Source organism: Pseudomonas monachiensis (genome assembly GCF_047345015.1).
Taxonomy (GTDB): Bacteria; Pseudomonadota; Gammaproteobacteria; order Pseudomonadales; family Pseudomonadaceae; genus Aquipseudomonas; species Aquipseudomonas monachiensis.
Genome location: NZ_CP178857.1, coordinates 3,661,593 through 3,681,142 on the forward strand (window position 1 = coordinate 3,661,593; position 19,550 = coordinate 3,681,142).

Here is a 19,550-nt window from a genome sequence, read left to right on the forward strand (position 1 = left end):
AAAACTCTAACAGTGGCGAAATATTGCCCTCAGCCGTGCGGGAAGTCAAGCAGCCTCTTTCATCTTGTAAATCACTCCCCCGATCGGGCTCAACGCCTTCGCGTCAATGTCGTAGCAGGCGTCAAAACAGATCTGCACAAACGGCTCCCAGTCTCGACCCCAGGCAGTGGATGGAAGCTTGATCCCGTACTCGGCATCCATCCACGACCTGAACAACTCAGGCTTGATCATCGGGTCATCATTGGCCGACTGTCCGCCTTGGTGCATGTAGCGATAGCGACGGAACACCCCCTTGGCCACGTACTCAGCCCGCTCTCTTTTGTCAGCGGTCATGCGCGGCGCCCGTGTGCACGCCAGATTGAACACGGCCTCCTCCGCCTCCTCCCGGTCATCATCGGTAGGTTCAGCCGCATACATGGCATTTCCGAAGGCCCGTAGTTGGCGGTGAAGTCGTGCTATTGCCGACTGAATCTGCCCGGCCAATGCACCGTGCACAGCGTGATCTGCCGTCGGCCCGTGCTCGGTGCCCTGTACCACTACGCCCAGCACGGTGACGTCTGAGGTCTGGCCCGGGGCCGGGTTGTATGTGCAGTCATGCCATGCCTGGCGTGCAGAATTGATCTTCATGCTGCTGCTCCCTTCAATTCTCTGGTCAGTGCCCGGTAGTCGGCCTTGATCTTCTTCAAGCTTTCGATGGTGTAGCGCTGGGGCTCATGAGGCCCTTCAAGCCATTCAACGTTCCCGGCGCCGATTCTCTGTAGGAGCGAGATTCGGTAGTTCACGATGTCGCCAGACTTGTGGTTGTTGCACGGCGCACACTGCTTGTGGACGTTCAACGGCTCGAACCTCAGTTCGGGGTTCGCTCCTACAGTGCGATAGTGCCCGGCGTGATACTGGCCTTCGTGGTGACGGCCACAGCTCACGCAAGGCAGTGCGGCATCACGCAGCCGGATCCATTCGTTGAACACCTGTTGAGCCTCACGCATGTACTGGGCGCGCGGCTTGACACGCTCCTTGGCTGCGCGGATCTCCTTGCGGCCAACTTCAGCGATAGCCTTGCGGGCTTTCTCCTGATTCTCCGGAGCGATGGCTAGGCCGCAGGCCCAGCTGCAAACCTTCTGTGCCGTGGAGAACGACGGTTTGAAGCTCACGCCGCACGCCGGGTTCTTGCACTTCTTCGCCTTCGTTTCCTTGAGTGCCACTCTCATGCAGCCACCTCCCCCAACAGATCCGTGAACACCACGCCGCGCGCCGTGAAGTCGGCAACGATGCGATCCGTGTACTGGATACCCTGGGCTCGATTGAACAAGCTGGTGACAGGGAAGCCGTCGGGACCGAGCAACTTGCAGTCACCCATCATGGCCAGCTTCTCCTCGTAGGGCAGATGGCGCATGACCCGGTACCAAGCCGCCTGAAATCCCGAATCCTCGTTCAACAGGATCTGCACGCCGAAGTGAAGCTTGCAGTAACGTCGGGCGTCCGCTGCATCGCCGATCTGGGTCATCTCAGCGATGCGCTTGTACATCGCGAACCACAGGGCGTTCTGGTCGAGCGTGCGGTCCTTGCCCGGGCGCAGCGACACGACGACAAACTTCTTGTCGCGGTACATGGTGGTCAGGCTGGTGATGGCTTCGGATAGCTTGGCCTGGCTGTTGACGGAGATTTTGTCGGTCATCACAGGCGCTCCTTACGAGTCAATTGCTCTACCGCTTTCAGTAGGTCGGCCTTGCGCGAGGCGAGTCGCCGGTGCTCTGACCGGGCATCCCATCGAGATTGAATGTTTTTGCGACGGCGGTGTGCCTGCAGCTCATCCCTGACCTGCTGCCAACGGGCACGCAGTTTTTCGGATGGCTGAACAGGTGACCCGGTCAGCAAGCCAGCAATGACCTGGCCATCTGCGGCGATGGGCGCAATACGCAAATCAGCCAAATACTGAGTTCCGGCTTGCTGGGTGATCAGTTGCATGCGTACCGCCGACTCGATGGCTGTCACCCGCCGAGCTGGGTCGAAACCGAGGGACACGCTCCATGTCACCGGTGCTGCTTCGGCGCGAGCCGTTGTCACCAGCCGCTCGTAGGCGCTCATGAAGGCCATCCGAGCTCCGACTTTGTCGCCAAGTTTCAGAATTGGTCCGGCGGCACTCATGGCCTGCCGGACTTCTGCGGTCATCACCACTGTTTCGATTTCATCACCGGCGTTCAACGCAATTGACCATGCCTCGTCCTTGCCCGGGCGGCCGTCGGCAGCCTGAACACGTTGCAGGATGTCAGCCATGGTCAGCTTGCCTTTCACCTCGAGGCGGCAGGCCTTCAGCGCACCGCGCACTACCGGCACTGGGTAGCCGCTCAGGTCTTCCGCCATGATCGCCGCAGTACCTGGGTTCATTTCCTGCCCCATGGCCTCGGCGGTGGCAATGATGGCCGCCGCCAACCCTGCTACCTGGGCGTCGTTCATTTCAGAGGTATTCATTGCGCTCTCCCGCCTGGCGCTTGACCAGGACCAATTGAGCGGCCTGCTCCGCGGCGGAGAGGTTTGCCTCGGTTCGCTCCATCTGGCGGGCGGTTGTTCCGTTGATGCGCTGACCGGTCACCCACTGGGTGTGGTAGCTCTCCGCGTTGGCCAGCAGCTCGTTGAGGCTGTGGCATTTGCGCAGCACGGCGGCATCGCTGGTTTTCAAAAAGTGTGCTGCGACGTGGTGAGCGACATCGGTGCCGAGGCGGTCGACCAGTTGGCCGAGTTGGCCACCGACCTTGGCGTTCCACACCGGCCAGGTTTTGTAGCGTTTGCGGTAGGCCATGGCGTAATTCGCCCAGACCTTGAAGGTTTTGCAGGACCGGTCTTTGGGGCCTGGCATGTCGGCGGGGATCTCGACCCGTGGAGCGTCCGTGCGATCAACTACCAGCACCAAGTTGCGGGCCGGCTTGTCCGGGCCGTCCTGCAAGTCCTGACTGGTATCCTGATTAGTACCCTGATGATTGGTATCCTGATTTGTCGGAGATTTTTCCGAGCCTGGCTCGGATTTTTCTCCGACCTTGCTCGGATTTTTTTCCGAGGTAGATCGGATTTTTTTCCGACCTTTGTTATTCGGTGGGGTCGGATATTTTTCCGACCCATCAAGCTTCTGGTTCCACTCGACCGCCTTCTCGGTCAGGCGAAACAGCGTGATGTTCGAAGTACTGGAGAGTTCAATCAAACCGGCTTCTTCCAGGGCCTTCAGCATGCGGTAAGCGGTATCCGGCTTGTCAGTGAGCAGCGGTAGCTCCTCGATGATCTTGGCCTTGCTCAGCGCGAAGAAGATCCCGTCATCAGTCTTGATTGGCTTGGTCCAACTCGGGCAGCCGTAGACGAAGGCGAACAGCAGGGCTTGCTGGGAATTCAGCCCCCACTCGAGTGCCTTCACCTGATTGATCGTGACGGTGTATTGCATGTCAGGCATTCCTGACCAAGTGAGAAAGCGCATATGCACGCGACACGTTTTCAGAATTAACAAAACGTGTCGCGACATTGGAGGGGGTATTGATTTGTGGTTGGATCTGCATATACTGGCTCCAATTCGTTGTACAAAGAGCCGGGTCACTACCCCGGCTTTTTATTGCCCGCGATTCAGGCGCTGTAGGTGTCCGGCGCATCCGTGGTAGTTTTTGGTTTCCACACGAAAAGACCTCGGGGGCCGAACATATGAAGATGATTAGAGCGCTTCAAAAAGAGATGCTTGAGCACCTTAGGGATTGCTACCCAGGCTCCTCTGAAGAGGTGATGCAACTTGGTGATCCCAAATACTGCGCTGGAAATCTTTATTACTTGCGCGAGCTCGGTCTCGTTACCCTGATTGATAGCGAATTCGTTGACGGCTCCAGAGCAATTCATTGCGCGACGATCACTGCGAAGGGAATCGACTTCATCGAAGATGACGGGGGAGTCAGTGCAATTCTCGGAACGGTCACGGTTAAACTTCATGAGGACACGATCCGTCAGTTGGTTGAGGCGAAACTGAAGGCTGCGGACATTCCAGAAGAACAGAAGAGCAGCATTCTGAAGGCGCTCCGAGAAGCTCCCGGCGAGACCACAAAACAGCTGATAACGAAACTAGTGGACTTGGGCATGGAGAATGCGCCGAAAGCAATTCCGCTAATTCAAACGTTGCTACAGAGCGCCCATTCCTGAATTCATCTGCAGAGCGAACCCGCGTAAAGCGCGCATAGCCTGCAACTGCTCCCTGTGCCCACAGCGCAACGAAAACCACTTCTAGGTTCAGTTCCGCTTGGAAGTAAAGCTCGGTGGAGCTGGTGGACTTTCGGCCAGCTAATGACAGCAATGTGCAAACACTCAAAGAGACACTGCTTTCTACGTCTTCTGGTGCCATGGTCTTTCTCCGGGTTGGATTCAGGCGGCCTTGACCGACTGCTTGAACACTTCAAGGCTGACGATCACTTCCTCAGCCTCTTTGAGCAGGTCCGACTTTTCTCGAGAGCAAACACGGCCATCTGCCTGGGCATCGAACGCGAGGCGTGTCACGTCAGCCAGATCGGCGTGCAGGCGAAGTAACGCGGTGTTCAAGTCGATGCCTTCCGGCTTCTCCTTTGGCACCAAGTCGAAGCCGAAGGACTCAGCCCAAGCTTTCAGCGGCCGGAAGTCCTGGGTGAACTTCATGATCCGGTGCAGCTCTTCCACGTTCATACGGTGAGTGTCGTAGTCAGGGTTGGCTTTCTGCGAAAGCAGGGTCCTGGATTTGAAGTCGGCCCCCGCGGCAATTTTCCGGGTGCCGTGGTCATCGACCACCTCGTAAATCGCCTTCATCAACTCCTGCATGTCACACCTCTGAAATTGTTACGTGGCTTGATGCCATCAGTTCCGCGATCCTTGACTCATCAACTGATCGGGGACCGTGCCCATGACCAATCAATCCGAATTACAAGGCGAGATAGCCGCCCTTTACTGCTTGGTGGTTGCCTTGGCATCCACCCTTCCCTTGTCGTCTCAGCTCCGGCTGTGGCCTGCGTTTGAGCGGGTTGCCGGCCCGCTAAGGGGGCGGCTTGGTTATGAAGAACTGCGAGGGTTTGAGCGGGCGACTGCTTCGCTAAGTTCGCAGCGGGCCGTGGTTTAGGCGGCGGACTTCTTTGGGTGAACTTCCGAGAGCAGCCAAGACGCCTCGAACGGCTTTCCATTCGCGGCAGCCAGAGCAGCAATTCGCTCGGCATAGCGCGTCTCGCCGGTGTATTCGGTGCGCGGCAAACAGTCAGCGGTAAGCCACTTGTAAACAGCTCGAGGAGACTTTCCGCAAGCCAGCGCAACAGCTGGAACTCCGCCAGCGTCATCGATCGATTTCTTGAGCGGCCGCATAAGGCCTCCGATTCAATTGTGAACTTACAGTACATATTATGTCGGAACTGAAAGTACATGCAAGCGCGTGCGATATTGAACCTATGGTTCAGATAGAAGAAATCCGCACAGCCTTCGTGGCTCGTTTAAAGAAATCCTTGGCTGCTCACGGTATTGACCAGTGGGGCGCAGGCGCTCGCCTAGCTGAAATCGCCAAGGTCACCCCGAAAGCTTCGAGCAAATGGCTGAACGGCGAGTCGATGCCGGGCCCTGCGAAGATGCAAGCAATTGCAGATGCGCTCGGTGTGAAGATTGAGTGGCTTCAGCACGGATCAGGAGCAGATCCGGCGATCTCGCGCATGCCGGTAGTCGACGATCCAACTGGTTCCGAGGTGAAGTCTGCCGCCGATATTGTGCGTGAGATGCTCACCAAACAGGGAACAGGACTTTCAGAAGATGCCCGCAGACAGCTACTTGCGGTCGCAGAGGCTGAAGATGGCGGAGGCGCCATTGAGGTCGACTACTACCGCCCTGGCGTAGTCGGTGACGAAGTGTGGATCGCGCATTACGACGTCCGCGCTGCCATGGGTGGCGGACAGATACCGCATGACTATCCGGAGTTGCTCCAGGACGTGAGGGTAAGCCCTCAACATCTGCGCGAGATGGGCGTCGAGTTCAAGGAGCACTTCCATCTCAAGATGGTGACCGGCTGGGGTCAGTCGATGGCGCCTACGATCAAGCACCGAGACCCGCTCCTAGTCGACATCAGTATCCGTGAATTCGTGGGGGACGGGATTTACATGTTCTCCTGGGAAGGTCATCTCTACATCAAGCGACTCCAATGGGTTGGCGATGATCAGATCAAAATGATTTCTGACAATACGATGCACCCACCGCAAACGATCAGGGCTGATGAGACCTACATCCAAGCGCGCGTACTGTTGGTGTGGAACGCTCACCTGGTGTAACCGGGTTGTGGGCTGAGCATCTGACCCGGAATGCGGGCGCTGCAGAGGTTCTGACAATGCCGAAGAAAAAGCCGGAAAGTCAGGCTGTGGTGACTGCTGCTGAAATCGAGCGTTCTATACAAGCCCTGAATAAAATGGCTGAACGCCTTTGGGGAGATGGTCGAGAGGCCGAGGCGAAAGCTCTCCTTGATGCATTGGATTCGCTAAACCGGGCGCTGGACCGGATCAGGATTGGAGAGAGTCGAAGAGTTCTTCATTAAAGCGAACGCATTAGCCGCACGATTTACGATTTCAGGAGAATCCATGTCCCTCAACAAACCAAATTAAGAGCTATGCCACAGCCTGAAGCGGGCAGCAGCCCGCTGAAGTAATCCCGCGTCTCAACTGCTGAATATTTGACGGGGATCGCGGGAAAGGCACAAATCTGTTAAAAACTCGTTGATTCGAAACAAAAATAATTAGGCCACCTCGAAAGGCAGCATATAAGAAATGCAAAATGTAGGGCACGATGTGCTAGAGAAGCAATTTAAATATTCAAGGACGGATTTCGAGCCTTTCATAAGCCATATCAGATTCCCAAGATATAGAAACCTTGAATCGGACTTCAGGATAGATTTTTCTCACCCAATTACTGCTTTAGTTGGAGAGAATGGCACCAACAAAAGCTCAATACTCAGAGCCTTATATGGAGCACCATCTGATAACTCCCCTGGAACCTTTTGGTTCTCCACTTCTCTCGACCCCATAGAAGAAGATGGAAAAGCACCAAATTGCTTCATATACGGTTATCTCAACAAAACAGCAGGAAAAACAGTTGAAGTATTGAAGACAAGATTAAAGTACGACAAAACCGACGCAGGTAAGAATCCTGATTACTGGGAACCGTCTCGCCCCATCATCAAATACGGTATGTCTAGGCCTCCAAAACTGAATCCCGGGGAAAAAATTCCGGAGGGTCGATCAAAGACACGATGGAACGTCATATCAAAACCTGTAAAACTACTAGATTTTAGAACCGAACTAAGCGCATATGATAAATTCTTTTATCATGGCGATTTTTCAAAAACAGAAACACTTAGAACCAAACAAGATTTTATTCGCCATAAGTCACACCACTTGTTCCACGCAATAGAATCAAAATCCGAGTCCTATATTTACTACGGACGGGATAAGATCGAAGACAAACTCAATCGAGAGCTAAACCCTGAGGAGATCGACTGCGTTTCTTATGTTCTTGGGCGATCTTATGAAAAAATCGAACTTATCGGCCATACTTTTTTTAAAAACGTTGGTAAAACCGTACGCCTGACACATTCAGACATTCGCTACTCTGAAGCCTTCGCTGGTAGCGGCGAATTTGCAGCGGTAATGTTAGTAGTCGGTATACTAGATGCGAAACCTAAATCTTTGATCTTGCTTGATGAACCGGAAGTGTCTTTACACCCAGGCGCTCAAGAGAGGTTAATGCACTTTTTAGAGACTCAGGTCACTGAAAAAAAACATCAGGTTGTTCTTTCTACTCACTCCCCTGCCATCATCAGGAACCTGCCATCTTCGGCGATCAAAACACTTACTCTTGATAGCACCTCGGGAAAGGTTGTTTTAGTTTCTCAATCATTGTCACCTGACGATGCTTTTTTTTACATTGGCGAACCCTCCTCCAATAAAATCACTGTCGTTGTGGAAGATCGCCTTGCGAAAGAAATTGTGGAGCGAGCGCTGAAGGCTTCGGGCCCACACACTAAAAAATACGAAATAAAATTCATTCCAGGAGGAGCAGAGACTCTATGGTCAACGTATATTCCAATATTCGCGGCCGCCGATAGAAGCGACATATTATTTCTGTTAGACGGAGACAAAAAAAAACCTGCTTTAAGACCCTCAATAAACATACCTGAAAGTGAAAACGAAAAGCTTGGAGACGAAATTAAGAAACTTACCGGATGCGCTATAAATTTTAAAACTGACGGCAACAAAAAAACAGGCGGCGACAAGAATCAGCTATTTAAGATGCAGCGCAGCTTTATAGACTGGACATCTAAATACGTAGACTTTCTCCCGATGCTAACTGCCGAAGAGTTCGTTATAAATAACTCAGCTTCTTTAACCAGCACTAACAAAGCAATTGACCCAAAAGAAACATTCCGAGAGTTTGCAAAAAACAGACTTGACAGAAAGCCCCATGAAACAATAAAATCCGACGAAATATTCACAATTCAATGCATCGAGCTTGCCTCAATAAATATAAGTCACTGCGACTTTGAAACTATTCGTTCCAGAATCGAACGCATGAATGGGCCACCCAAGAAATGACTATAAATGTTTTCGACTTCTTTTCAGGCTGCGGCGGTACTAGTTGCGGCTTTAGAGAATCTGGAATGGATATCAAGCTTGGGCTTGATATCGATGCCGATGCCGCAAACACCTATAGATTTAATTTTCCAGAAGCTGTTTTTTTAGAGACTGATATTCGAAATCTTCCTGTTGAAGCGCTTTCCGATGCGATTGCAGAGTCAAAAGGACGCGTTCTTTTCAGTGGATGCGCACCGTGTCAGCCATTTTCAAAGCAGAACCGACACCAAGCTGATGACGACCCCAGACGAAATCTTTTGGGCGAGTTTGGTCGCTTTGTCGAGTACTGGCTACCCGATTATGTTTTTGTTGAAAATGTGCCAGGTATGCAAAAGGATTGCTTAAAAAGCGAGACTTTTGTGAATTTTACTACGCTCCTACAAAATCTTGGCTATTTTTTCGATGCTAAAGTCGTGCAGGCGCTGTGGTTTGGTGTTCCCCAGACTCGTTCACGGCTTGTATTAGTAGCCTCGCGCCATGGTGAAATCACAATTCCAAACGCGACTCACGGTTCTGACTTGAATCCCTATTCGACAGTGAAGGAGTGGATTGGCGATCTCCCTCCGCTAAATGCAGGGAAAACCGACCCTAATGACCCAGACCACTCAGCAATGAACCTTTCGGAACTAAATCTTCGCAGGATCGAACGGACATTAGAGGGGGGGGGGCGAGAAAGCTGGCCTGAAGAACTTCTTTTGGAATGCCATAAAAATTACTCCGGTCATAGCGATGTTTATGGGCGCTTAGCTTGGAGCAAGCCTGCCTCTGGACTCACCACAAAATGCCTCAGCTATTCAAATGGTCGATTTGGGCATCCCAGCCAAATGAGAGGCATTAGCCTAAGAGAGGCAGCGTCCCTACAAACTTTCCCTAGGTCTTATCGTTTTTTCGGTTCTCTGCAATCTAGGGCAAGACAGGTAGGAAACGCGGTTCCACCACTGATGGCTCGTAGCATTTCAAAAGCATTCGCATCATCTTAAGAAGAAATAACACTTCGCTGATGCGAAAAACAGCGTGAAGCCCGGCCCAGCGCCGGGCTTTTTGTTTCTTATCGGCTCTTGGCGCTAGCTCTTGATCACAGACCGCTTTGCTTCCATTGCAGTCCACCAGCGCGTCTACGTCATAAAGCGTTTTGAGGTGAGAGCAACTGTTTTCACCATGTCACTCGCCAGCCTCCTATCGATTAGGCGCTGCTTTATCTTACGCCGAACAATGGGGTGAAACAGGCTGAACCCCTTTCGTCCTCTATCAGTCGAAAGAAATGGCAACCCTTGCCTACTGAAGCATCACTTAAGAGGAGTCTTTTTCATGAAGATCTCAGAAGTTATGACGAAGGATGTTCAAACAGCCAAGCCCGGCCACACAATCCAAGAAGCAGCCAGTCTCATGGCCAAGATCGACAGCGGCGCCATTATGATCGAGGAGCAAGAACGCCTGGTTGGTATGATCACGGACCGAGACATCGCCGTCAGAGGCGTTGCCAAAGGACTCCCAGGGAACACCCCTGTCAGCAAAATTATGAGTGATGGCGTCCGGTATTGCTTTGAGGATGAGGACGTTGAGCAAGTGGCCAAAAATATGGCCGATATTCAGCTCCGTCGTCTGCCTGTACTCAACCGCGACAAGCGCCTGGTTGGCGTGGTGTCGCTAGGGAACATTGCCAGTGCTAGATCGCAAACCGCTTCCGCCACTGTTCTGCGTGGAGTAGCGCAGGCTCATTAACAGCTTCTCTAACAGAGCTGAAGCCCGGCCCAGCGCCGGGCTTTTCGTATCTGCCCTGTCACGCCTTCGTCACATCCACCCACACAATGCAATCAGCCAAAGGGATTTGGCCCATCTAAAGAAAGCCCGGCCTGATGCCGGGCTTTTGCATTCCCCCTACCTAATCCTGAGATCTGGCCTCAGCACATGAGTAGCCTTGAGGTCGTATCGAATCCCTGCTATGAGCTTGCTTATCTCTCGATTGCCATTGAGTTTCGCAGTAGAAATGCCGGTCACCAGCAACTCCACTCTTCCGGAAACTGGCTCGAAGATCTGGGCCTGCAACGATCCGCCTGGATTGACTCGACACTCACAGGACAAGGGAAGGAATGCTGATTCGATGATGTGACGTAACTCGAGCGTGGATAACATGAAAACTCCATTCGAGACAGGAGCCAGCCAAGGCACTCTTGTTTGATGTTGTTGAAGGGCCCAGGAACATAACGCCTGACTGCACCCCAAACCACTTGGCGGGGCGGCGGTCTTTTCAATGTACGCCTTGAGCCATGCCCCATTAGACCGTTTTAGACTTGTGTTCCTTCATCCCCCCACTCCCCTACTACGTTTCTTCACCGCATCGAGGACTACTTGGTCGGAAATCGGAAATCGAAGCCCGCCAAGCGCGGGCTTTTTGTTGCCCATCAGAAAGGCGCGACCTCCTCCACTTCCAGCGCATCCTCCACTTCGACCACGCGATCTTCTTCGGCTTGGGCCTCCCACCGCAGAGTCACCGACTCATCGTCGTTGAACGTCATGTCTATGCCGTCCGTATCGGATAGCAGCCCCATCACCTCCTCCCACTCCCGATCGCCATCCGTGTCTAGGCGGTGAATCGTCACCCAGCGCTGAATCTGCGCCACTGGGTGATTGATCATCGAGGAAACGCGCAGGCCGAGCCGCTCTATTCCGCTTATTTCTTTTTTTGCTTCCGGTTTCGACTGCTTAGGCTTCGCCATACCTTCCCCCCCCAAATACTGTATATACATCCAGTTTAAACAGAGAATAGCGAACCATTGGTTCGCGGTAAATCCCCCTTGCAGGCAATCGCGCGAAATCCCACAGATCTGTACTTTTCGAAAAAAATATGTACTTTTGGTACTTGACCAAATGTGAACCTGTAGTTCATATTTATCCCATCGCAGCGACACACAGCCACTGCGAAGGGCCTCAAAGGGCCTGACCGCTCTTTAACAATCAGCGCAATACGAACAAAGACGGCACTGCCTCTACGGCGACCGGAGATCAGATAGCCCCGAAAGGCTACCAACGCGAGGACCACCTCGACGGCTGACTAGAGCGAAAGGCTCGAACCGTGTGAATGACCCGATAAGCGGAGCCAGCACAAACGGAACATTTCACTGATGCACCTGGTTGCCCGGGTGCATTGGGAAATAAACCGGCGCAATAGTCATTGAGTGAACCAGCAACAGCGGTGCCTACGAAATGCACTCGCTGCGGTCAGCCAGCCGATCCTGTGATTTACAAAAACATCATCGACCAGGCGTATGACCCAGTGTGGAAGAAGAAATACGTTCGCCAGCAGAACCTGCCGTTCTGCAGCGAGGAACACGCAAACCACCACCAATGGTATTGCGAGGGTTGAAGCATCACTTCTGCCCATTCACTGAGTGGGCAGACGTGATGTGAGTGATGTCAGTTGTTCTCGTTTTCTTCGGCAACTCGCCGCTCTTCGGCCAGCTCCAATTTTGCCTCTTGCAACAGAGTAATCAGTTCATCGACCTCCTGCTCAGCAAAGATCAAAACGTGCTCCTCACAATCCCCCTGATCCTGCTTGATGCAAATGTTTCCGCCTGCCGAAACGTAAACCTCAGCCCCGTATCGCGGCTCAATTTTTCCAACCATGGAGTGCACCTATGCGATTTACCTACGAAGTAAAGTGTGGAATGTACATCTACAAGGGTCCGCAAGGCCACGGCGGAATCGCTTACTCGCTCGACCAAATCAACCAGCGCCTGACCAAAGCCTTTAGTGCTTCTGGCTACGAACTGGTGAGATCCTGAACAACCAGCGCCACGTCAGTCTGACGATAACTGCCCGATGCCTTGGTACTCCCCAGCACCAGACCACATCGGAGTGTGATCTGAATGCGCAGGCGATGCGCGAAGCGTGATGGGTAACCGGGTTCCTAGGCCGGGTGACCAGAGCGTGACCATGTAGCTCAGTTGGTAGAGCGGCCTCGCAAAAGGCGCGCCGGTGGTTCGAACCCACCCATGGATGCCGGTATCGCACCCGGCCAGATCACACCCCGATGCGGATGATTCTGCACCGCGCAACGCGGCCCCCTGCATTGCCAATTCAATAGGTGGCCACTGCCTGCCCAGTGAGCGAGCAATAGGAGCCTGCGCCATGAAGTAGATGAACGATCCACCCGCGTGGCGCAGTAAGCCTGAAGGCTGCGCCCAACACCTGACAGGCAGCGGAAAGCAGGGCCGAGGATGTGACCGCGCATCAACCGGGGACCGGTAGGCCCAACCGAACGACATCGCACATTGCTGATGCTGCACACCCAGGCCGTCGCCAGCAGCGGGCCTGGGCAACTCTCCCCGACACCACCCGCATGCACTCCCCTCCGCGCCCAACGGCAACCAGCGGAAAGGATGAGTGCAGCCGGGTTTTGTTGGATCAACACCCCCACTCTTGGAGGCGACCATGGCAACCAGCTACGCAGACAGTGCGCAGGCCCGAGAGTGGGACAGGCGCTACGACGCTTGGGGGCGCGAGAAGAAATCGAATCCCGAAGAATTCCACGACTACGAGGCTGCCGAGAAGATCCGCACTCAAGCGCTGATCGATCGGGAAGCTCGCTTGCTGGAAGAGCGAAAGAGCCTCAAGCGGCGCATTGGCTTGGCCCTGGCGCAAATGGAAATGGTCTGCCCACCCAACGGAGGCGCACATGAACACTGAAGAGCGCGCCCACCAGACGGCGGTCAACTGGATCGAGGGCGAGATCGACAACATGATCCGCGACCTCGGCAAGCCCAACGCCAGCTCAGCGGCAACCTCGGCCATCACCCTGGCTTTCCTTCTGCACGCCATCAATGAAGACGAGCACCGGCACTACCGGGCGCGTATCGACCAGATCTACGCCACCTACAACGCATCGCTCAAGCAGGGAGTCGCCGCATGACCATCATCGCCCGCAACGCCAAAGCAATGGCCGAAGCCCTGCACCGACAGGGCTTTTTTCTGGTCGCTGATCTGCCAACCCGCATCAAGATCCAGTCGCGGCGCGGGATGCTCATCGCGCGGTTGTCGTGACTCAGCGGCAGCGGGCGAGACGCCTGCTGATCTGGCGCGGGTCTTTCTCGGCCATCACCACCCTCTCCTTTCTGATGCTACTCAGCGCCCTCGCTGATCGCGTCACTCAATAACCCCCACACCCTTCAAGGCTGCGCACCGCGCGGCAAGGAATTGTCATGTCCGCAAATACTAAACAAGCACTCGCACAAGAATCGCTCGAAATGAGCGAAAACGACGACGCACAAAAATCTGTCGCCCCTGCGTCTGCCGTCACCGACATCGCCGAATATCGGCCGCACGAGGAGCAGATCGTTCGTCTGGAGACCACTTACGCGAAGCTGGTCGTTGACTGCTCGACCAGCGAAGGTTTGGCGAATGCGAAGGAAGTTCGCGTCGATATCCGCGACGTGCGTTATGCCCTGGACAAAACCACCAAGACGGCGCTGATCCCCTATCAGCAGAAGGTCAAGGATGCCCAGGCTCGCGCCAATCAGGTTAAGGAGTTCGGCGAGGCGCTAAAGGATCGAGTCTTGGCGATCGAGGCGCCTGTTGACGAAGCAATCAAGGCCGAAGAAAAGCGCGTAGCTGACGCGAAAGCCGAGCGCGAGCGTGTCGAGGCCGAACGTGTCGAAGCCATCCGGGCAAAGATTACTCGCTTCAGCTCTGTCGCTGCCGCATATGCAAGCCGCAGCGCTGCTGATGTCGCAAACATTCTGCAAGGCGTGAAGGAGTCAGTGATCCTGCCCGAAGAATATGCCGAGTTCGAAGCTGAAGGCACCATCGCTCGCGACAACGCTATAGAGCAGCTTGAAACGCTACACAGGTCTGCCGTTGAACGAGAAGACGCCGCCGCCAAACTGCTGGCTCAGCAGAAAGAACTCGACGAGCTTCGAGAGAAGCAGCGCATCGTCGACGCGGAAGCAGAGGAGCTGCGCAAGCAACGCGCCGAAGAAGACCGCAAGCGCTTGAAGCAGCAACAGGACGAGCTGGACCAGCAGCGCCGCGACATGGAGGCACAGCAACGCCAACAGCGTGAGCAGCAGGAAGAGCAACAGCGCCAGCAGCGCGAACGCGATGCCCAGTATCAGCGTGACCAGGAGGAACTGGCCCGCCTGCGTGCCCAGGCTGCCGCGCCGGCCCCAATCACTACTGCGGCTGAGCCTCTGGTCGTAGAAAAGGTCGAAGTCGCACACCTCAGTGCACATATGACTGCGGCTGAATCCGACGACGTGACTACGACCGCGCCATCGGTTGACGACATTGTCGAGGTTGTAGCGCTGGGCTTCGACGTGGACCTCGACACTGCTCGCGCCTGGCTTCGCGCCATCCGCTTCTAACCACCCTTTCCATCTGAAGGCCGACCCACTCGTTGTCGGCCACGGAGAGCGCAATGATCGATTCAGACACCCAAGCACCAACCGGCCTTGCCACGTACCACGATCCATCGCATAACGCGGCAGCGCTCATCCTCGATCCAGGCACCATGAAGTCGATGAGCGACCTCGCGCTGATGATGTCAAAGGGCGTGACAACAGTCCCCAAGCACCTGAAGGGCAATCAAGCTGACTGCATGGCGGTAGTGCTACAAGCAATGCAGTGGCAGATGAACCCCTTTGCGGTTGCGCAGAAGACGTTCATCGTCAACGGTGGTGCATTGAGCTACGAGGCGCAGCTCGTCAACGCAGTGATCACATCCAAGGCACCGGTGAAGGGTCGCTTGAACTTCGATTGGTTCGGTGCCTGGGAAAACGTCATCGGGAAGATGCGCGAAGTCACCAGCAAGACCAAGAAGGACGAGGACACTGGCGAGTTCAAGAAGTACCGCGTTCCTGCCTGGAGTTTTGACGACGAGAAAGGCCTCGGAATCAGGGTCTGGGCAACCTTCAAAGGCGAAGACGAACCCCGCATTCTGGAGCTTCTACTAACTCAGGTCCGTACCAGGAACTCTACGCTTTGGGCTGAAGATCCCAAGCAGCAGATCGCTTACCTAGTGACCAAAAAATGGGCGCGCCTCTTCTGCCCTGACGTCATCCTCGGCGTTTATACACCTGATGAGTTCGAAGACTCATACGGTGGAGAAATCGACATCACGCCTGTGAAGCAGGCTGCGAACACTGCTGCTGCCTCTAGCGTTTCGTTCGGCCCGAAATCCCCGTCACCGGAAATCGACGGAGTATTCGCCGACCTTTTGGCTGTCGCGAAACAGCAGGATATCGAAGCCTATGCGACTTCTTGGGCAGGTCTCAAGCCCAAGCAGCGCGCCGCAATCGGCCTGGAGTGCCATGAAGCGCTCAAGGCCATGGCGGCAACTGTTGATGGCGACTTCACCGAAATAACAGGCAACCACGACGACCTGGCGCAGGCCGAGGAGGCAGCGTAGTGAGGGCGGAACTTCAGGGCTCAGAGAAATGGCATGCCGACCGATCAGGCCGAGTGACAGCCAGCCGGTTTAAAGACGTGATGGCATGGGGGAAGGCTGACAAAAACGGGAAGCGCGAGCCTATGGGTGCGCGCACCTCATACATGCGCGAACTGTGCTTCGAGCGATTGGCTAAGAAGTCCAAGCACAACGTCAGCAGCGCTTCCATGAAGTGGGGCCACACCGAAGAACAGAAGGCTCAGGACGCCTACGAGATGTTGACCGGCAACATCGTCATGCCGTCAGAGTTCATCGTCCACCCGAAGTACGACTGGCTCGGCTGCTCGCCAGACGGGCTGATCAATGACGACGGTGGCACAGAGTCGAAGTGCCCTTTCAACGAGGCGATACACGTCAGGACCTGGCTCGAAGGCATGCCCGAGGAACACATGCCTCAGGTGCAGGGCTGCATGTTCGTAACTGGGCGGAAATGGTGGGACTTTCTGTCGTTCGATTCTCGTCAAGATGAAGAATGCCAGCTCTACGTCGAGACGATTTACCGCGACGAAGAATACATCGCCAACCTTCACAAAGAGCTCGTCCAATTCAACCTAGAACTGAATCGCATGGTTGATGAGGTCGCGGACAAAGCGCGGGCACAAGCCCACAGATTAGGAGCTTGAGCATGATCAGCAACCTTAAATACGACATAGAGTTCCGGCGCGATAAAGCCCTGGAGCTTTCCAGCCGGGTCGAACAGCACCTAGCCGGGGGCGGACGGTTCTCCAGAGCGGAACCTGCTCAACTCAATCCACCACCGGCGGTGCGCTCGACGAAGATCGACCCGGAAACAGTCCTCAAGCGCCGCCGCCCCGTCATCACCGCGGCAGAAAGAAAGGCGCTGCGCAAACTCGCGGAGGCCGTATGAAGAAGCGCAAAGCAAATAATGGCTTCGCCCGTGCCGAACGCAGCTGCCGGGCGCTGCTACGCACCAACCACGTCGCGGTCGTGAACATCGACCCCAGCGGCAGCCAGATCATGGCGAACTGGAAGAGCTGCCGGCAGATTCGCAGTCTGGCGATTGCCAACGCCATCTTCGATTTCTGCTACCACTGGACGATCTACATCGCCGCCATGTGTCGAGACGAGCGCGGCGCCGAGTACATCAAGTCGGTCGAAATCTCGCCCGAGGGCATCTACAAGGTCGAGCGCCTGACCGACGCCATCGAACACTACTATCTGGAGCTGCGAAACAGCTGCAACCCAAACCACCTGGTTGCTTCTGGATGGATCGCCGTTCCCGCGGATGTGTCGCTCGAAGAGGCGCAGGCCGCGAAGTTGCTATATGCCGCCGGGGCCTGGCATCAGGTGAAGGTTGCAGCATGAGGCGTATTAACAACCAGGTGCGCCAGCGCCGACGACAGACATGGCTGGAACTACCGGCCCACGGAATTGAAGAGGCAGGCCATGGCCAAGAGCAACGCGGATACTCAGAGGGACAAGCGCGCCAAGGAAAAAGTCTTGCTGGAGCGGATCGGCGCAGAGAAGCGCACGCTGATTGTGTCGAAGGCGTTGGCTGATGCACTTGATGTGCTGGGCAAGCGCCACGACTTCGAGGAATGGCAGGAGACGGTGTCGACCTTCATGATTAACCTCGCCGCCTCGCCCGCCGAGCAGTCCGCCCGTTTCGCCAGCATGTCGCGACCTGAAATCGTTGTGTGTGAAAAGTGGTCGCGACAGCTTGAAGAGTTCGCAAAGACGCGGGTGGAGATTTAACTACCGCCCGCTAGCTAAACTTTTTTGCACCACTTAATTATTAAAAAACAACAGTTGCTCTTACATCCGCCTTGGATGCCAAATTGACAACCATATCTTCGGAAATAGGCGCGACAGCCTTTACAGCCAAACCGAACTGATAATCAGTGCCTTCCCTTCTTGAGGGGGAATTAATATTTACTTGAGCAACACCATTTTGCTTACTTAACAACATGGCGAACTCATCAATACCCTCCTGCCCACCTACAACTGAAACATAAGTTGTAACAAGAGGCGGTGGCGGAGGGGCAGATGGAGTTGTAATCCAACCTGAGTTAGATGACACTCCTGAATTTGAGAATCTTTTAGTGTTAACCAAGCCAACCAACAACTCTTCTATGCTATCCAGGCGGCTCGCGAGAATTTCGTTCGCATCTCCTTGATCAAGGCTTTCCACTAAAACTTTATGCTCTCTAACTCGAAGAACAGGATTATCGACTATTGGCTTTTCTTCGTTTGCGCTAATAACCTGACGCAATGATGAAATCAGTTCAACCACGCCTCGCATATCATTGGCAAAGAAAATAGTTCGCTCCTCAGCAATATCGAATGGAAGGTTCGTGCCGTTTTCAGCGATTGTAACTACTGGCTTGCCGACGCAGTGTCTAACGGCAAGTTCATACATAACGTTTGGATTAAGCGATGTGAGGTTTGCTATTACCAAATCGTCATCTAGCAAGTGTTGAACTACTTGCCTAGTAATTGATCCAGTTAAAGAAATTTCGTGTGCCACATGGACGTCGTAACCTAACTCGGTGAGGACAGGTTTCAGCACAGAACTAATTAAACCATCGGTAGCTCGACGTGTATCCGACGCCGCCCCGCCTATAGGGGTAACGACAAAGCATTGTTTTTTCCTGTCAGCAGAGCCTTCCGTTACACGATCTTCCTGAGATTTTGCTCTGGCCAAAATTCGATCCTCCGAAATAGCCTTTCACCAAATCGATAATCAAACACCATTCACCCTCAATTTGCCACCACCCACGCTGTCGCATCCGGTCACGGAGGGCGGCGCCTGACTGGAGACTGCCAATGAGCATTCCCGCAAATGCATTGAGCGACGAAGAGTGCCTGCACTACGCCGCGCTTGATCCGGCGGCCGCCGCCGAACTTACCCGTCGCTTCACGGCGCAAAGCATCGATCCAAGCGCCGAGCGTGAAGAGCTGCGCGAAGACATTCGTCAACTCGAAAGCCGTATCGATGACAGCGACGACGAGCTGAACAATCTTCGAGATGGCGTGGGCGAGGCTTGCACCTGGATCAAGCGAGCTATGGACCCGGACGATCGGGAGCTTTCACTGAACGAGCTGCTGCAGAAAGCTCTCGACTGCCTGGAGTAGCGCCATGAGCACATTTGCCGTTTTCGGAATGAATGAGCACTTCGCCCGCGAAGAGGCGAAGCGCAAGGTTCGCGACTTCAAGATCGAGAAAGGTCAGCGAATCGAGCTGTCTATGAGCCAATGGCTCCAGGCTGTCGAAGATCGGGTGGTCAAGATCATGGACGGCAAGCGGGTCGCCCAACTCAGCAGCATGTTTGACGCCCCCCAGTACGCAGCCGAATACGCTGAGCGAATCCGCAAGCTCGGACGCTGCCGCGACGTCATCATCAGAGCGAAGATCAAGCTTCCGCAGAATGATGCGAAACGGAAGTCAGCGACCACGCTTTCGTGGATGGACTACTCGACGGAATCAACAGCAGCTGCCTGATCCACCG

The 19,550-nt window shown here is 54.5% G+C and carries 28 protein-coding genes and 1 tRNA gene; 18 read left to right on the forward strand and 11 right to left on the reverse strand.

All coding sequences use genetic code 11. The features are described 5' to 3' along the window. Positions 1-45 precede the first annotated feature (45 nt). The 5 genes from ACMDB8_RS16360 to ACMDB8_RS16380 are packed head-to-tail and all read right to left on the reverse strand — an operon-like array spanning position 46 to position 3,427. Positions 46-627: a hypothetical protein gene (locus ACMDB8_RS16360; protein ID WP_409078652.1), complete on the reverse strand. Its 582-nt coding sequence runs from the start codon at positions 625-627 to the stop codon at positions 46-48. Further along, positions 624-1,208, reverse strand: coding sequence for a recombination protein NinG (locus ACMDB8_RS16365; protein ID WP_409078651.1), 585 nt, complete (start codon positions 1,206-1,208; stop codon positions 624-626). Before ACMDB8_RS16365 ends, ACMDB8_RS16360 begins: the two co-directional genes overlap by 4 nt. After that, the gene (locus tag ACMDB8_RS16370; RefSeq protein ID WP_409078650.1) at positions 1,205-1,675 is read right to left on the reverse strand and encodes a hypothetical protein; all 471 of its coding nucleotides are present in this window, start codon (positions 1,673-1,675) and stop codon (positions 1,205-1,207) included. Before ACMDB8_RS16370 ends, ACMDB8_RS16365 begins: the two co-directional genes overlap by 4 nt. Beyond that, the gene (locus ACMDB8_RS16375) at positions 1,675-2,469 is read right to left on the reverse strand and encodes a hypothetical protein (protein WP_409078649.1); all 795 of its coding nucleotides are present in this window, start codon (positions 2,467-2,469) and stop codon (positions 1,675-1,677) included. Before ACMDB8_RS16375 ends, ACMDB8_RS16370 begins: the two co-directional genes overlap by 1 nt. Beyond that, positions 2,456-3,427 (reverse strand): phage replication protein, encoded by a 972-nt coding sequence (locus tag ACMDB8_RS16380; protein ID WP_409078648.1) that lies wholly within the window; start codon positions 3,425-3,427, stop codon positions 2,456-2,458. The genes ACMDB8_RS16375 and ACMDB8_RS16380 overlap by 14 nt, the downstream gene beginning before the upstream one ends. A 251-nt stretch (positions 3,428-3,678) precedes the next feature. Here ACMDB8_RS16380 and ACMDB8_RS16385 point away from each other — a divergent pair, with 251 nt between their 5' ends. Continuing rightward, entirely contained in the window at positions 3,679-4,164 is a 486-nt protein-coding gene (locus ACMDB8_RS16385; protein ID WP_409078647.1) for a hypothetical protein, read from the forward strand. A 219-nt stretch (positions 4,165-4,383) separates the two neighbouring features. On the opposite strand, the gene ACMDB8_RS16390 is transcribed toward ACMDB8_RS16385, so the two are convergent. Both ACMDB8_RS16390 and ACMDB8_RS16395 read right to left on the reverse strand, forming a co-directional pair. After that, positions 4,384-4,809: a phage regulatory CII family protein gene (locus tag ACMDB8_RS16390; protein ID WP_409078646.1), complete on the reverse strand. Its 426-nt coding sequence runs from the start codon at positions 4,807-4,809 to the stop codon at positions 4,384-4,386. 291 nt (positions 4,810-5,100) lie between these two features. Further along, positions 5,101-5,340 carry a hypothetical protein gene (locus tag ACMDB8_RS16395; RefSeq protein WP_409078645.1) on the reverse strand — a complete coding sequence of 80 codons (240 nt, stop codon included), beginning with the start codon at positions 5,338-5,340 and terminating at the stop codon, positions 5,101-5,103. Positions 5,341-5,423: 83 nt separating this feature from the next. On the opposite strand from ACMDB8_RS16395, the gene ACMDB8_RS16400 reads away from it, so the two are divergent. From ACMDB8_RS16400 to ACMDB8_RS16420, 5 genes are all read left to right on the forward strand, one after another. Next, a complete protein-coding gene (locus tag ACMDB8_RS16400; protein WP_409078794.1) occupies positions 5,424-6,287 on the forward strand; it encodes a LexA family transcriptional regulator in 864 nt (287 codons plus the stop codon). 56 nt (positions 6,288-6,343) lie between these two features. After that, the gene (locus tag ACMDB8_RS16405; RefSeq protein ID WP_218543000.1) at positions 6,344-6,547 is read left to right on the forward strand and encodes a hypothetical protein; all 204 of its coding nucleotides are present in this window, start codon (positions 6,344-6,346) and stop codon (positions 6,545-6,547) included. Between the two features lie 229 nt (positions 6,548-6,776). After that, entirely contained in the window at positions 6,777-8,600 is a 1,824-nt protein-coding gene (locus ACMDB8_RS16410) for an ATP-dependent nuclease (RefSeq protein ID WP_409078644.1), read from the forward strand. Beyond that, on the forward strand, positions 8,597-9,619 hold the full coding sequence (locus ACMDB8_RS16415) for a DNA cytosine methyltransferase (protein WP_409078643.1): 1,023 nt from the start codon (positions 8,597-8,599) through the stop codon (positions 9,617-9,619). Before ACMDB8_RS16410 ends, ACMDB8_RS16415 begins: the two co-directional genes overlap by 4 nt. A 328-nt stretch (positions 9,620-9,947) precedes the next feature. Further along, positions 9,948-10,361, forward strand: a complete 414-nt coding sequence (locus ACMDB8_RS16420; RefSeq protein WP_409078642.1) for a CBS domain-containing protein — start codon at positions 9,948-9,950, stop codon at positions 10,359-10,361. Between the two features lie 156 nt (positions 10,362-10,517). On the opposite strand, the gene ACMDB8_RS16425 is transcribed toward ACMDB8_RS16420, so the two are convergent. The 3 genes from ACMDB8_RS16425 to ACMDB8_RS16435 all read right to left on the reverse strand — a co-directional run bounded on the left by ACMDB8_RS16425 (position 10,518) and on the right by ACMDB8_RS16435 (position 12,263). Further along, positions 10,518-10,772: a DUF1652 domain-containing protein gene (locus ACMDB8_RS16425; protein ID WP_409078641.1), complete on the reverse strand. Its 255-nt coding sequence runs from the start codon at positions 10,770-10,772 to the stop codon at positions 10,518-10,520. Positions 10,773-11,041: 269 nt separating this feature from the next. Next, positions 11,042-11,356 carry a DUF1654 domain-containing protein gene (locus ACMDB8_RS16430; RefSeq protein ID WP_409078640.1) on the reverse strand — a complete coding sequence of 105 codons (315 nt, stop codon included), beginning with the start codon at positions 11,354-11,356 and terminating at the stop codon, positions 11,042-11,044. A 697-nt stretch (positions 11,357-12,053) separates the two neighbouring features. Continuing rightward, positions 12,054-12,263: a hypothetical protein gene (locus ACMDB8_RS16435; protein ID WP_409078639.1), complete on the reverse strand. Its 210-nt coding sequence runs from the start codon at positions 12,261-12,263 to the stop codon at positions 12,054-12,056. Positions 12,264-12,568: 305 nt separating this feature from the next. Here ACMDB8_RS16435 and ACMDB8_RS16440 point away from each other — a divergent pair. From ACMDB8_RS16440 to ACMDB8_RS16485, 10 genes are all read left to right on the forward strand, one after another. After that, positions 12,569-12,638 (forward strand) — tRNA-OTHER (locus ACMDB8_RS16440). 432 nt (positions 12,639-13,070) lie between these two features. Continuing rightward, positions 13,071-13,325, forward strand: coding sequence for a hypothetical protein (locus ACMDB8_RS16445; RefSeq protein WP_409078638.1), 255 nt, complete (start codon positions 13,071-13,073; stop codon positions 13,323-13,325). Then, positions 13,315-13,548, forward strand: coding sequence for a hypothetical protein (locus tag ACMDB8_RS16450; protein WP_409078637.1), 234 nt, complete (start codon positions 13,315-13,317; stop codon positions 13,546-13,548). Before ACMDB8_RS16445 ends, ACMDB8_RS16450 begins: the two co-directional genes overlap by 11 nt. After that, a complete protein-coding gene (locus ACMDB8_RS16455; protein ID WP_256352626.1) occupies positions 13,545-13,679 on the forward strand; it encodes a hypothetical protein in 135 nt (44 codons plus the stop codon). Before ACMDB8_RS16450 ends, ACMDB8_RS16455 begins: the two co-directional genes overlap by 4 nt. Before the next feature lie 158 nt (positions 13,680-13,837). Beyond that, entirely contained in the window at positions 13,838-14,998 is a 1,161-nt protein-coding gene (locus ACMDB8_RS16460) for a hypothetical protein (protein ID WP_409078636.1), read from the forward strand. 53 nt (positions 14,999-15,051) lie between these two features. Next, entirely contained in the window at positions 15,052-16,041 is a 990-nt protein-coding gene (locus tag ACMDB8_RS16465) for a RecT family recombinase (RefSeq protein ID WP_409078635.1), read from the forward strand. Continuing rightward, positions 16,041-16,703, forward strand: coding sequence for a lambda exonuclease family protein (locus ACMDB8_RS16470; protein ID WP_409078634.1), 663 nt, complete (start codon positions 16,041-16,043; stop codon positions 16,701-16,703). The genes ACMDB8_RS16465 and ACMDB8_RS16470 overlap by 1 nt, the downstream gene beginning before the upstream one ends. 2 nt (positions 16,704-16,705) lie before the next feature. Beyond that, complete coding sequence (locus ACMDB8_RS16475) at positions 16,706-16,948, forward strand: hypothetical protein (RefSeq protein WP_409078633.1); 243 nt, start codon at positions 16,706-16,708, stop codon at positions 16,946-16,948. Further along, the gene (locus ACMDB8_RS16480; protein WP_409078632.1) at positions 16,945-17,406 is read left to right on the forward strand and encodes a hypothetical protein; all 462 of its coding nucleotides are present in this window, start codon (positions 16,945-16,947) and stop codon (positions 17,404-17,406) included. Before ACMDB8_RS16475 ends, ACMDB8_RS16480 begins: the two co-directional genes overlap by 4 nt. Before the next feature lie 81 nt (positions 17,407-17,487). Further along, positions 17,488-17,796, forward strand: coding sequence for a hypothetical protein (locus tag ACMDB8_RS16485; protein WP_409078631.1), 309 nt, complete (start codon positions 17,488-17,490; stop codon positions 17,794-17,796). A 40-nt stretch (positions 17,797-17,836) separates the two neighbouring features. Here ACMDB8_RS16485 and ACMDB8_RS16490 read toward each other — a convergent pair whose 3' ends face one another. After that, a complete protein-coding gene (locus ACMDB8_RS16490; protein ID WP_409078630.1) occupies positions 17,837-18,745 on the reverse strand; it encodes a hypothetical protein in 909 nt (302 codons plus the stop codon). Positions 18,746-18,867: 122 nt separating this feature from the next. Here ACMDB8_RS16490 and ACMDB8_RS16495 point away from each other — a divergent pair, with 122 nt between their 5' ends. Both ACMDB8_RS16495 and ACMDB8_RS16500 read left to right on the forward strand, forming a co-directional pair. Further along, positions 18,868-19,176 carry a hypothetical protein gene (locus ACMDB8_RS16495; RefSeq protein WP_409078629.1) on the forward strand — a complete coding sequence of 103 codons (309 nt, stop codon included), beginning with the start codon at positions 18,868-18,870 and terminating at the stop codon, positions 19,174-19,176. 4 nt (positions 19,177-19,180) lie between these two features. Then, the gene (locus ACMDB8_RS16500) at positions 19,181-19,543 is read left to right on the forward strand and encodes a hypothetical protein (RefSeq protein ID WP_409078628.1); all 363 of its coding nucleotides are present in this window, start codon (positions 19,181-19,183) and stop codon (positions 19,541-19,543) included. The last annotated feature ends 7 nt before the right edge of the window (positions 19,544-19,550 follow it).